At 72.0% G+C, this 12,386-nt stretch carries 9 protein-coding genes; 4 read left to right on the top strand and 5 right to left on the bottom strand.

Going from position 1 to position 12,386, the window contains the following annotated elements:
* Positions 1-73: 73 nt before the first annotated feature.
* The 3 genes from AB0G15_RS23400 to AB0G15_RS23390 all read left to right on the top strand — a co-directional run bounded on the left by AB0G15_RS23400 (position 74) and on the right by AB0G15_RS23390 (position 2,540).
* A complete protein-coding gene (locus tag AB0G15_RS23400) occupies positions 74-700 on the top strand; it encodes a methyltransferase (protein ID WP_362843300.1) in 627 nt (208 codons plus the stop codon).
* A 155-nt stretch (positions 701-855) separates the two neighbouring features.
* Positions 856-1,395, top strand: a complete 540-nt coding sequence (locus AB0G15_RS23395; protein ID WP_362843297.1) for an RNA polymerase sigma factor — start codon at positions 856-858, stop codon at positions 1,393-1,395.
* A complete protein-coding gene (locus AB0G15_RS23390; RefSeq protein WP_362843294.1) occupies positions 1,392-2,540 on the top strand; it encodes a CU044_5270 family protein in 1,149 nt (382 codons plus the stop codon). The genes AB0G15_RS23395 and AB0G15_RS23390 overlap by 4 nt, the downstream gene beginning before the upstream one ends.
* Before the next feature lie 71 nt (positions 2,541-2,611).
* Here AB0G15_RS23390 and AB0G15_RS23385 read toward each other — a convergent pair whose 3' ends face one another.
* The 3 genes from AB0G15_RS23385 to AB0G15_RS23375 all read right to left on the bottom strand — a co-directional run bounded on the left by AB0G15_RS23385 (position 2,612) and on the right by AB0G15_RS23375 (position 5,884).
* Positions 2,612-3,394, bottom strand: coding sequence for a hypothetical protein (locus AB0G15_RS23385; RefSeq protein WP_362843291.1), 783 nt, complete (start codon positions 3,392-3,394; stop codon positions 2,612-2,614).
* Entirely contained in the window at positions 3,391-4,044 is a 654-nt protein-coding gene (locus tag AB0G15_RS23380; RefSeq protein WP_362843289.1) for a hypothetical protein, read from the bottom strand. Before AB0G15_RS23380 ends, AB0G15_RS23385 begins: the two co-directional genes overlap by 4 nt.
* A 166-nt stretch (positions 4,045-4,210) precedes the next feature.
* Positions 4,211-5,884, bottom strand: coding sequence for a metallophosphoesterase family protein (locus AB0G15_RS23375; RefSeq protein WP_362843287.1), 1,674 nt, complete (start codon positions 5,882-5,884; stop codon positions 4,211-4,213).
* A gap of 296 nt (positions 5,885-6,180) precedes the next feature.
* Between AB0G15_RS23375 and AB0G15_RS23370 the strand changes: the two genes are divergently transcribed.
* Positions 6,181-6,702 (top strand): hypothetical protein, encoded by a 522-nt coding sequence (locus AB0G15_RS23370; RefSeq protein ID WP_362843285.1) that lies wholly within the window; start codon positions 6,181-6,183, stop codon positions 6,700-6,702.
* A 108-nt stretch (positions 6,703-6,810) separates the two neighbouring features.
* Here AB0G15_RS23370 and AB0G15_RS23365 read toward each other — a convergent pair whose 3' ends face one another.
* Positions 6,811-8,169: an alkyl sulfatase dimerization domain-containing protein gene (locus AB0G15_RS23365; RefSeq protein WP_362843282.1), complete on the bottom strand. Its 1,359-nt coding sequence runs from the start codon at positions 8,167-8,169 to the stop codon at positions 6,811-6,813.
* A 255-nt stretch (positions 8,170-8,424) separates the two neighbouring features.
* Positions 8,425-12,189: a S8 family serine peptidase gene (locus AB0G15_RS23360; protein WP_362843280.1), complete on the bottom strand. Its 3,765-nt coding sequence runs from the start codon at positions 12,187-12,189 to the stop codon at positions 8,425-8,427.
* Positions 12,190-12,386 lie beyond the last annotated feature (197 nt).

Below are 12,386 nucleotides of genomic sequence, written 5' to 3'. Positions count from 1 at the left end.
GGATGGCCACGCAGGGGCGTCCCGCCGTTGACGCCCCTCCGGCTCGAACCTAAACTCAACGAACAATGAATTAATGGCCTCCGGCGACGGCCGTACGCCTCCGGCGGCCATGACAGGGGAGTGTGACGCGATGCGCAGGACGCCCGCCGCCGTCGGGACCACGATCTTCTTCGCACTGGCGCCGGGCACCGTCGCCGGGCTCCTGCCCTGGTGGATCACCCGCTGGGAGGCGGGGGACCTCCTGCCCGCGGCACCCGCCTGGATCACGGTGTCGCTGCGCCTCGTCGGCGCGGCACTCGTCCTCGCCGGGGCCGCGGTGCTGGTCAGGGCGTTCGTCCGGTTCGTCGTGGAGGGCCTCGGCACCCCCGCCCCGATCGCCCCCACCGAGCACCTGGTCGTCGGCGGGCTGTACGGGCACGTCCGCAACCCGATGTACGTGGCGGTCCTCGCGATCATCGTCGGGCAGGCGCTCCTGCTGGGCCGCCCGGTCCTCCTGCTGTACGCCGTCGCCGTGGCCGTGCCGGTCGTCGCGTTCGTCCGCTGGTACGAGGAGCCGACCCTGCGCCGCACGTTCGGCGCCGACTACGAGAGATACCGCGCGGCGGTGCCCGGCTGGTGGCCCCGCCCGCGCGCCTACGAGACCCCGCCCTCGGGTCCGCGCCACCGGCCGCAAGGTGGCAAGGCCCCGGAGGGCCCGTAGACGGGACGCGGTGTCGGCAGGCCGGCCCGCTCGGGGGCGGGCCCCGGCAGGGGCCCGAAGCCGACCGGTGGAAAAAACGCGGAATCGAGATGTAAGTAAGCCTTCCTTCGGACCACTTGCTCTATGAACGTTTGTCCCCGACCGAAGGAACCGGCGTGCCAACCCCCCATGAGCGCTTCACCGCGCTCTACAACACCTACCAAGCGCGGGTGTACGGCTATGCGGCAAGTCGCGCCGGACATCAACTCGCGGAGGAAGTGGTCAGCGAGACCTTCCTGGTGGCCTGGCGGCGTCTGGACGGCATTCCCGACCACGCGCAGTTGCCATGGCTCCTCCGCGTCGCCCGCAACATCCTGCGCGACAACTTCCGGCGGGCCGCCCGGCGCGACGCCCTGGAAGCCGAACTGAGAACGTGGGTGGAGGAGGCCGTCGCCGACGTGGGCGAACACGCCACCGAGCGCGTCGCCGTCCTCCGTGCCCTGGCCGGCCTGTCCGAAGCCGACAAGGAGCTCCTGACCCTGACCGCCTGGCATGGCCTGTCCACCGTGGAAGCGGCCAAGGTGCTCGGCTGTACCAAGGCCGTCTTCTTCGTCCGCCTGCATCGAGCGCGCCGCCGGCTGCGGTCGGCGATCGAAGCCACCGGCACCGGCACATTCCAGAAGCCCGTGACCGCTCCAGGAAGGAAACCGCGATGAGCCGCAAGCCCGACGCGATGGACCTGCTCGCCATGGCCCGCCCGGCTTCGCTGGACCGCGGATCACGCGTCTCCGCCGACGACATGCTGCTCATGGCCACCGCCCAGGCGCCAGGAGAATCCTCGCGCGGGCCGTCGCGCCCGGAGCCGGCCCCGTCGCGGCCCCGGCCCCGGCTGTGGGCGCTGTGGGCGCCGCTGGCCACGGCGGCGGTCGTGGCCCTGGTCTTCACGCTGGTGACGAACCTGGCATCGGCCCCCGCCGTGCTCGATCCGCCGAGGACCAACCAGGAGCTGTTCGACCTGGCCGACAGGGTCGGGAAGCTCCCCGCGGAGAGCGGCGCCTACTGGCGAGAGGCGACGATCCACGGCGGCCACGTGTCCAGTGACGGCTACGGGATCATGCTGGTCGAACGCATCGAGATCTGGCAGCCGCGCGACCCCGCCGATCCGGTGCTCACGAAGCTGTGGGCGCCCGGTGCCCGTCCGGCCACGGCCAGGGACGAGCGCGCCTGGCGGGCGGCGGGAGCTCCCGCCCGGGCCAAGGCCTTCTGCCGGAACGGCGGGAGGTGCAGCTGGATTCCGATCGTCGATGAGCCGAAGGGCTGCCAGTATTCCTTGAAGGTGGATTCCAAGGATGTTCACCCCGAGAAAAAAGCCGGCACGCTCACCATGGCGGAGCTGGCGGCGCTCCCCACCGATCCGGCCGGGCTCGTGGAGCGGCTTCGCGCCTACCACGAGAGCCGGAAAGGCCCTGGTCTGATGGAGCAGCCTTTCGAGAAGTCCCTGCCCATCACCGCCAGGTACCTCCTGGGCACGTCGCTCACCCCCGCCCAGCGCGCCGCCGTCATCCGCGTCCTGGCCGGCCTGCCGACCGTCAAGGTCGTGGGCACGGTGACGGATCCGCTGGGCAGAAAGGGCCTGTCCGTGGACTTCGGGGAGAGGGGAGACTACGGCGAGCTGCCGGCCTACTCCAGGCAGATCCTCGACCCGGGGACGGGAAGGACGCTCTCCTCCGTCACCTACGCGTCCCGCACGGCTTCGGGGGTGACCAAGGGCGAGGTCGTGAACTACAGCGCCCGCGGCCCCGAGTCGGGATGGACCGGGCCGCCGCCTTCCTCCCCGAAGGGGTGCAAGGAGGGCCGGTGAAAGAGGGCGGACCCCGGCGGTGACGGGCGCGCGGCCGGGGTCCGCCCTCCGGGGGGCCGCCGTCTCTCCGGTCAGCCGGTCACGGCGCCGAGCGCCGCGACGAGATAGAGGCCTCCCGCGAAGGAGACCACGACCCCGGCGGCGGCGGGAGCCCAGGCCAGTGCCGTGGAGGCCCGGGACCAGCCGAGGGTCCTCCGGGTCAGCAGTGCGTAGCCACGGATGGTCGCGACGCCCACGCCGGTCAGGGTGAGGGCCATCCCCACGCCGAAGGCGGCGACGACCACGACGGCGTCGAGGGCCCGGCCGGTGAGCAGCCCGCTCATCAGGACGACGAAGGCCGACGGCGAGGGCAGCAACCCGCCGGAGAGAGCGAGCGCGAGCAGACCCCGGCGCGACCAGGGGTCCGTCCCGGCCCCGACCTGGTGCCCGTGGCCGTGTCCGTGCCCGTGCCCATGTCCGTGGTGGATCTGTGACCGGTGCCGGTTCCGTTCCCGCAGGTGGCGGTAGGTGAGATGGGCTCCGACGCCGATCGTGACCAGTCCGGCCGCGACCTGCATCCAGGCGGTGACGTTCTCCGTGCCGAAACTCGCGGCGCCGCTCAGCCCCACCCAGGCGAACGCCAGCACCAGCACCGAGAAGGTGTGCATCAGCGCCACGATGACCCCCAGGCGCAGCGCGTCGCGGTAGCCGCCCCGGGTGCCCACCAGATAGGCCGCCGTGACGCTCTTGCCGTGGCCGGGGGCGACCGCGTGCAGGGCTCCGGCGACGAGCGCGACGGCGAGGATCGCCCAGAAGACGCCCCTGTCGTCGAAGAGCGAGACGAACCGGCTCTCGAAGCCGCTGAACTCCGTCACGACCGCCCGCCCGTCCCGCGCCGCCTCCACAACGCGGCGAACACCCCCGCTCCGGCCAGCAGCACGGCGGCCCAGACGACGACGGCCGTCCCCGGGGGCAGGCCGGCGCCGCCCGCGCCGGAGAAGGTCAGGCGCCGGGTGCTCTCGGCCTCGGTGAGAAGCGTCCGCCCGGGGATCGCGGGGGTCTCGGCGACGAGCATCGTCCGGTACGCCTTGTTGAGGTCGGTCAGGGCGGCGACGGTGACGTCCACCTGCGTGACCGGGCTCCGGCAGTCGAAGACGAAGCGGGCGCCGTCGGTGACCAGCGCCCGGAGCTCCTCCAGCCGGCTCTCGCACCGCCGGCCGCCCTGGGCGACCGTGACCCGGTCCAGCAGGTAGTCACGCAGGGCCGGTGACCGCTCCAGTTTCTGTTCACCGGTCAGTTCCGTCGACACGGTACCGGTGGCCGGGTCCTCGAACGCCCCGATCGACTGGCCGAGGGCGACCCAGTCGTCCTCGGCCGCGAACCACGAGATGGTCACGCGCGAGCCGTCGGCCCCGATCCGCGCGGTGGACGGCGGCCCGAAGGGGTGGGCGGCGGCCGGTGTGGTCCAGCCGCCCAGGGCGCAGACGAGCAGCACGCCCGCCAGCACGCGGGTGTGGATTCTCAACGGATCTCCTGTTCGCACGGCTTCGGCGCGGCGCCGGCATGGCTCGGGTATGGCGCCGGCTCGGCTCGGGCACGGCGCCGGCATGGCTCGGGTTCGGCTTGGGCGCGGCGCCGGTGTCTCCGGGCGCGGGGCCGCCGTCACGGCCGCCCCGCGCCCGGAGAGGTCACTACCTCGTGACCGTGACGACCGGACTGGTGATCTTCTGGTTGGCGCTGTCCAGGTACACCACGTAGGTGTCACCCTTCTTCGCCCTGCTCGGCAGCCTGAAGGTGTAGGTCAGGCGGCCCAGCTCGTCGGCGGTCCGGACGCCGATCGAGTCGTCCCTGTCGTGCCCGTTCCCCCTGTCGCGGTCGCCGGCCTCCCTCAGGTAGACGGACACGCGCTCGTCCGGGTCGTAGCCGTACGCGGAGATCTTGAGCTCGCCGCGCGTCCCGACGGTGGTTCTGTCAACGGTGACCTGCTCGCCGACGGTGTTCTCCGGGGTGCGGATCTCGTTGACCGTGCGCTCGCCCGCCTTGTTCTTGCGGATGACGAAGCCGTCGTGGTGCTCGCCGTTGGCGTAGCGGGCCTCGAACGTGATGTGGTCGGCCTCGACGTCGATCAGCTGGTAGAGCTGGGTGTTCTGGCTCTTGCTGACGACCTCGGCGCCGTTGCCGGTCCAGTTCTCGCCGTTGTTGAGGTCGTACATCTTGCCGCCGGAGACCGACACGACGTAGGCGACGCCGTTGTTGACCGTGACCGACTTGCGGGCGGTCGCCACGTTGCCCCGGCCGTAGGAGTGGTCGTGGCCCTGCAGGACCAGGTCCACACCGTACTTCTCGAGCAGCGGGCCCCACTGGTCACGGACGGCGGGGTTGTTGCGGGTGCCGGTGGTGGAGTAGACGGGGTGGTGGAAGGTCACCACCGTCCACCTGTTCGGGTTGTCCTTGAGCAGGCCCTCCAGCCAGGTGGCCTGCGCGGCCATCAGGACCGGGTTGCCCTGCACGTTGGAGTCCAGGCCGATGAAGCGCACGCCCTGGTAGTCGACGGTGTAGGCGGTCTGCTTCAGCTCGGGGTTGCCCGGCCCGTTGTCCGGATAGGGGAACTGCGGCCGCCAGAAGGCGGACAGCCCGCCGCTGTACTCGTGGTTGCCGGGAATCGAGATGTTGTTGACCTGGCTGTCGATGAAGCCGGCGGCCTTGTACCACTGGCCCCACTGCTCCTCGCTGTTCGCGGAGTCGATGAGGTCACCGGCGTTGACGATCATCTTGGCCCGCGGGCGGTCGGCGAACGCCTGGCGGAAGACGCGCGGCACCGCCGAGTCGATGTAGTTCTGCGCGTCGCCGTAGTAGATGAACGAGAACGGCTGCAGGTCGGCCGCCGCGGTGGTGAAGTCGCTCCACTCGGCCCAGTTGGTGCCGTCGCCGACCCGGTAGGTGTACCGGGTGTTCGGCTTCAGGCCGGTGAACTCCACCGTGTGGTAGGTGGAGGCGTACCCCAGGGTGGTGTTGACCGGGGTGCTGACGGCCGCCTTGACGTTGACGACCGAGCCCGCGGCGGGCGCGACCTCGCCGAGCGCCCGCGGGGCCTCGAGGATCTCCGCCTGCGCCGACTCGGCGTCGGCCACGGCCCGCCAGGTGACCTTCTGGCTGGTCGACGGGGTGGTGGTCGGGGTCAGGATGACCCGGTCGGGCATGGGGGAGGGCTTGTGGATGTCGGCGGCGGGATGTTTCGGCGGCGCGGCCGCGCCGAACGCCACCGGGCCGAACGCCAGGCCGCCGAGGAGCAGCACGCCCGCGCCCGCCGTCGTCAGCTTCGTTCGCCGGGATCCGGTGGGCCGGGGCATGTTGACTTCGCCCATCATGAGCTCTTTTCCGGGGGAGGAATCGCATTCCACCGAGGGAGTGCGGTGGACGTCCGTATTGATCCAGAAAAGATCATCAAATGCCTGTATTGAGTATTGCGTCCCGATGAACATGTTCCCTCTGGAACCTGTGATCCCGGCCGTACCGCCGATGTCGCCGGAAGTCCGCGCGCTCGCCACCCTCCGTTGCCCGGGCGTTCCGCGGACCACGCCTATGGTGTGGCCGACCAGCCGTCGAACAGCGGAATCGCTCCCCGGGTGAAGAGCCGCTTCCCGAGGAACAGGATGTCCCGTTGACCGTCACCCGCCAGGCCGCCATCCGGCGGCCCGCCCGCCGATGGGCCCTGCTTCTCGGTCTCGTGGCGCTCGGGACGCTGCTCCCGCCGCCGACCGCGACGGGGACGGCGGGGACGACCGTGCCGACGATCAAGGACGAGACCTTCGTCACCGCGGGGACGAGCGGGATCCTGCACATCGAGGCGGGGGAGTGCTTCACCGACCCGGAGTACTCCGGGGAGGCGGCAGAGGTCGTCGTGCTGTACACGCCCTGCCACGAGCGGGCGGCCAACCAGGCGTACGGCTTCGTGCACGCTCCCGACGGCGAATGGGATCCGGCCGCGCTGAGCGCGTTCGCGTGGCAGGGCTGCCGGCGGGGGTTCGACAGTCACTGGAGCGGCGAATCGGCCTCGGGGCTGAACTTCTACCCGGTCCTGCCGACCCGGGAGACCTGGGCCGGCGGCGACCGCGACGTCATGTGCGTGGTCTACAGTCCCGGCGGCCCGATGGACGGCTCGGCGCTTCCCATGGCGAGCTGAACGTTCACGGCGGAGCTCGGAGGGCGGGCGGCGCGAGGGCACGCCCTGCGCCGCCCGAGCCGGGGCAGGGGCAGAAGGCAAGAGGGCAAGAGGGCAGGAGGCAGGAGGTCAGGCCGGGGCGTCTCCCGCGGCCCTGCGCGACTCCTCGGCCGCCCAGGTGAACACGCCCCTCGCCATCAGCGACGCCTCCGACTCCGCCCTGGCGGCGAACACCTCGGCCCGCACCCTGTGCAGCGCCGCGTCGCCCGGTGCGGCCTGCACGGCCATCTCGGCCAGGTGCCCCGCCAGCCGCTGGTCTCCCGCGGCCAGTGCTCCGAGCGCGGCCTCGCCCAGCCTCCCCGCGCCTCCGGCCAGCTCCGCCACCGCCGCGGCCAGAGCGGCCTCGGGCGCGGGCTTGAGGTTGGCCGGGTTGCCGTCGTACCAGCCGCCGTACAGCCGCCAGATGTTGCGCACCACGAACTCCGGCTCGTCGTAGTGCGGGCGCAGGTAGGGTCGCTCCGCCAGCCGCGCGGGGGGTCGCACGGCACGCACGGTCTCCTCCAGCCTGGCGCCCTCGTTGAGCATCTCCAGGGTGCGCTCGACCATGAACTCCAGCCACTCGGCCGTCTCGGTCAGCGCCTGCTCGACCCGGTCGGCGCCGAGGACCGGGGCGCCGTGGCCGGGCAGCATGATCTCCGGCCGCAGCTCGACCATCCTGCGCAGCGCGATCGCCCACTCGCGCGGGTAGCGCTGCGCCTTCTGCGGGTTGCCGCAGTTGGGGGTCACCCAGATGAACAGGTCCCCCGGCAGCAGGATGCGGTGCGAGGGCACCCAGCCGACGCTCGCGTCGTCGGTCTCGCCCATGGCGTGGAAGAGGTCGACGTGGCCGAGTGACATCACGTCGCGGTAGGCCACGTCGGGATAGCGGTACTCGGTGGGCCAGGTCAGATCGGGAGCCTGGAACTGCCGCCGGTTGACGACGGCGTTGTAGCCTCCCGTCAGCACGTAGCGCTCGAAGCGGACGGCGACCGCCTCGTGCCCCACCACCGTCGGCCGGGGCCGTCGCGCGGTGTCGGCCTCGGCGTCGAACGGGCCGACGCCCGAGACGTGGTCGATGTGCCCGTGGGAGTAGACCGCGGCGGTCACCGGGTCGTCGGTCCAGGCGTGCAGGTCGGTGTGGAGCCGGTCCGCGTCGAAGGGGTTGCCCGTGTCGAACAGGGTCACCTCCCCGCCGTGCCGCAGCGCGATCACGTTGCCGAAGCCGCTGCGGAAGCCCACGCCGTCGGCGACCTCCACGAAGCCCTGCCCGGCGAGGCCGGTGTGCACGATGCTGTCGGGGACCTCGCCCCGCCACACGGTGTCGGCGTACTCGGTGATGTCCATGGGGGTCAGCCTCTCCTCGACGTCTTCCGCCGCGCTCCGGCCGGTGCCCGCGACCGGATGCCGCGTCCTCCGCCGTCCGGGATCGATGCGGTCCTTGGAGAACAAGCCCATTCCAGCCGAGCGACACCGCATATGTCACCATTCGCGGGTGGTTCAACCCGAGGCGAGCGCGTCCCGCGGGCGGTCGGCGGCGTCGGCGCGGCGCCGGAGTCAAGGCCACCGTGTTCACCCTGAACGGACAGGGCGTTCGTACGGAACGGGGGCCGGTCCCGCTCGTGGTGCGGCGGACCGGCCCCCGGATCCTTCATGACCTGGGCGCCGCCGGTCGGTCGCCGGCGACGCCTCGTCCCGCGGCCGGGCCTACTTGAGGCCGAAGGCGCGGGTGACGGTCTGGGTGACGCCGCCGCCGTCGCGCTGCTCGGCGGTGACGCGGATGGACACGTGTTCGGCCCGGTGCGGGGCGTTCAGGGACGCCTGCCAGGTACCCTTCCTCTCCTTCAGGCTCTGCCGCCGCCAGACGACGCCGTCGTAGGAGACCTCGAGCTCGACCGTGGAGACCGCGTCCTGGGTGGAGTCGCCGCCGACGACCACCGGTGTGATGGAGAGGTCCGAGGTGCGCTCCGCCCGGCCCGCGGCGTCCAGGTCCGTCCCGTAGTCCAGCTGGACCAGCGGGATGGCCGCCACCCCCTCCTCGGGGGCGCCGGAGGTGAAGCGCCACTCGGTCCGGGTGGCGGTGGAGTAGGGGTTGACCCTTCCGTCGTTCCCGGTCTCGACCACCAGCCGGTACGGCAGCCGCTGCGGTGCCAGCTCACCGACGTTGAGCTTGGGCCAGCCCTCGATCTGGACCAGCTGCCTGTCGCCCTGGTACATGGTGACCCGCTGCGACTGGCCGGACCCGCCGCTGTGCGCGGCTCCCGCGTCGCCGAACCCCTGGATGTAGGCGCTGAGCCCGTTCCCGCCGCGGTAGGGGATGTCCGTGCCGATCAGGCGCGGCCGGTAGATGGGTCCGTACCAGCGGTCCTGCTGGACGCTGCCCGGCCGGTAGGACAGCACGTCGGTCTTCGACGTCCCCCAGCCGTCCAGGATGGTGTTCTGCTGCCACTTGACCCCGTCCCCGGCGGAGACCCAGTCGGTACGCCGCCCCGGCGCGACCGGCTTCAGGGCGAAGGGGATGCCCGAGTAGTACTCGTAGGGCGGGTAGTCCACCCGCGCCTCGGTGACCCGGTTCCCCGGCGGCGGGGTGAAGTCGAGATCGATCCGGGCCAGGTCACGCGGACCCGTCCTGGCGGAGGGATCCCCGGGCACCTGTCCGATGTGGTAGTCGACCAGGTCGTACAGGTACTTCGGCGCGGGGTGGGCCTCGACCGTCAGCCGGATCCCGTGCCTGCCCGCGGCGGCGAGCCCGTCGATCAGCGTCTTCCCCTCGTCCATGGTCAGCGAGGCGACCGGGAGCGGGCCGGTCGAGACGGCGTCGGGGGCGCCGTACCAGCCGCTCCCGCGGCCGGCGCCGTCGTTGACCACCAGGAGCAGCGCCGCGCCGGCGGCGTGCGCCGCCTTCGCCTGGTCCGCCGGGGCCACGGCGCCGTCGCGGATGACCACGGCCTTGCCGCGGGCGGACAGGCGGGCGTAGTCGGCCGGTGAGCCGGTGCCGGCGAAGACGGCGTCCAGCCGTGAGGTGCCGTCCGGCAGCGGCCGGGAACCGGGCTGGACGAGAGGGTCGTCGAGACGGTGGCCGGGGTAGGTGATCCGCATCGGGGTCTGCTCGGCGCGGATCCTGGTGGTGAGGACGAAGCTGCCCCGCTTCACCTTCTCCTTCGTCGGGAGGGCCCACAGGCTGTCGTACACGGCGGACGGCATGATCGTCTCTCGCAGGGCGGCCCAGTCGGAGGGCGTGGGTTCCTGCGAGGTGAAGGAGCGGTAGATGTCGAGCCGGCTGTCGGCCACGGCGCTCGGCAGGGATGTCGCCACCTTCACCTGACGTGCCTGCGAGGCGTCGAGCACCACCTCCCGGTCGGCCGTCAGGTCGACCTCGGGAGCGGCCAGCACCGCGAGACCGAGGGAGTTCGGTCCGTGCCGGCCCGTCACGTCCGGGAAGGACAGGAGCGTGTAGGAGCCGGGCGCGAGGCGGCTGGTGACCGTCCCGTCCTGGACCCACAGGAAGGCGCTGGTCCCGTCGGCGCCCCTGATCTCGACATCGCCGTTCACGAGCCGGCCGGCGCGGTCCTTCAGACGCACGGTGAGGTCGTACTTCTCGGATTCGACGGCGACGCCCACGGCCGTGTGCACGTCACCGGACGCGTGCCGGGCCCTGACCTGGGCGGCGTACTGACCCGCCGCGAGCCCGTCCGGGTTCGCCGTGACGCCGACCGTCGCGGTTCCGCGGGCGGGCACCGTGACGTGGTCGGCGGCGAGCGTGAACACCCCCGCGGGGGAACCGCCGGGGGCGAGGGTGAGCTCCAGGGTGAGGGGGCTCCCCGTGGTGTTGGTGTAGGTGATCTCCCGCGTGATCGGCTGCCGCCGCGTACCGGGCGACCACGGGACGAGTCCCGCGTCCACCGATCCGGTCGCGACGACCTGGTCCCGCAGGTAGGCGCCGGCCACGTCCAGCCGGCCGGTGCCGGCCTGGTAGGGGGTGTAGTCGGGGGTCGGCACGCTGGTGCTCATCAGAGCGTCCTTGATCTGCCGCCCGGTCCACTCCGGGTGCTTCTGGGCCAGCAGCACCGCCGCCCCGGCGACGTGCGGCGTCGCCATGGAGGTGCCGCTCTCCAGCCGGTAGTGGCCCTCGCCCCCGTTCATGTACTGCGAGCGCGCCGCCAGTACGTCCACGCCGGGAGCGGTCAGGTCGGGCTTGAGCCCGTCGTCGCCCGTGCGTGGCCCGGCGCTGGAGAAGCCGGCGAGATGGTCGGAGGCGTCCACCGCGCCGACGGTGAGCGCGGCGTCCGCCGTCCCGGGCGCGCTGACGCTGTAGGGACTCTGCCCGCTGTTGCCCGCGGCGATGACGAAGAGCGCGCCCGTCTCGGCGCTCAGCAGGTTCACGGCCCGGCTCAGCGGATCGTCCTGGGTGTGCCAGACGCCGACCCCCAGGCTCATGCTGATCACCTTGGCGCGCTGGGTGCGCGCCGCCCACTCCATGCCCGCGATGATGCCGGATATCGGCCCGGAGTTGGTGTCGTCGAGGACCTTGCCCACCACCAGGTCGGCGCCGGGGGCGACGCCCCGCTCCTTGCCGCCGGAGGCGGCACCGGTGCCGGACAGGGTGGAGGCGGTGTGGGTGCCGTGCCCGTTCCGGTCGACGACCTCCTCGCCGGGAATGAAGCTCCGGGAGGCCACGACGCGGTCCACCAGGTCCGGATGGGTGGGGTCGACCCCGCTGTCCAGGATGGCGACCCGGACCCCGGCGCCCGTGCCGCCCGCGGCCCAGGCCGCGGGGGCGCCGATCTGCGCCGTGGTGTCGGCGAGGGTCGCCTTCGCCTTGCCGTCGAGCCAGACCTTGTCGATGCCGGCGGCGAACCGGGGCGTCGCCGCGGCCTTCGGCGTGCCTTCGGACCGGGCCGAAGGCCGCTGCCCGGCGTCGGTGAGGGCCGACCAGAAGGCCGCGGCCTCCGCCCGGCGGGCGCGGACGGCCGCACCGCGCACGGAGGGAAGACTCAGCGTGGTCTCGGCTCCCGGCAGCGGCGGGCGGCCGGTCCTGAGGGCGGCCGAGTCCTCCGTGTGCGTGACGATCAAAGGGAGTTCGCCGCTGCGCGCGTCGTCGTAGCCCAGGTCGATGAGCTGGGTCACGTCGAAAAGCTGCTTGTCGAGCCGGTCGGCCGCGAGATAGGCGACGGCCTCGTCGGGATACACGTAGGTGTGCCCGCGTTCGGTGGCGACGCGCACCGAGCCGGTGGCGCCCGGCGCGCGTACGACGTCCACCAAGGGGGGTCCGTCGGATCTCGGCGTCACCCTCACCTTGTCACCGGTGATCAGCGTCACCGTGGCGGGCGCGCCGCCGGGCGTGCTGCCGGCCTGGGCCGGTGGAACCGTGGGCGGCGAGGTGGCGCCGTACGCCGTCACCGGGGTGACCATGACAGTAATCAGGGTCGCGGCGAGCGACGCCGCAATACTTCTGGGGGCGGGGACCCTCACATTACCTCCATAGTCGACGATCGGGACGAATGACATCACCTCCGAACAAGCTCTGTAAAGTGCCTGTTATTACTATGCTGTTACCGAAAGGTGTATTTCATTTACTTTTCGGTCATATCGCCATATATGCGACAGCTGTTCCACGCCTGACGACCCCTCCCCGCCTGGCCTGTCGCTCCGCGTGCCGGTCCCGGGGC

Source organism: Streptosporangium sp. NPDC023825, assembly GCF_040639575.1.
Classification (GTDB): Bacteria; Actinomycetota; Actinomycetes; order Streptosporangiales; family Streptosporangiaceae; genus Streptosporangium.
This window is presented reverse-complemented; position numbering and strand designations above follow the sequence as displayed.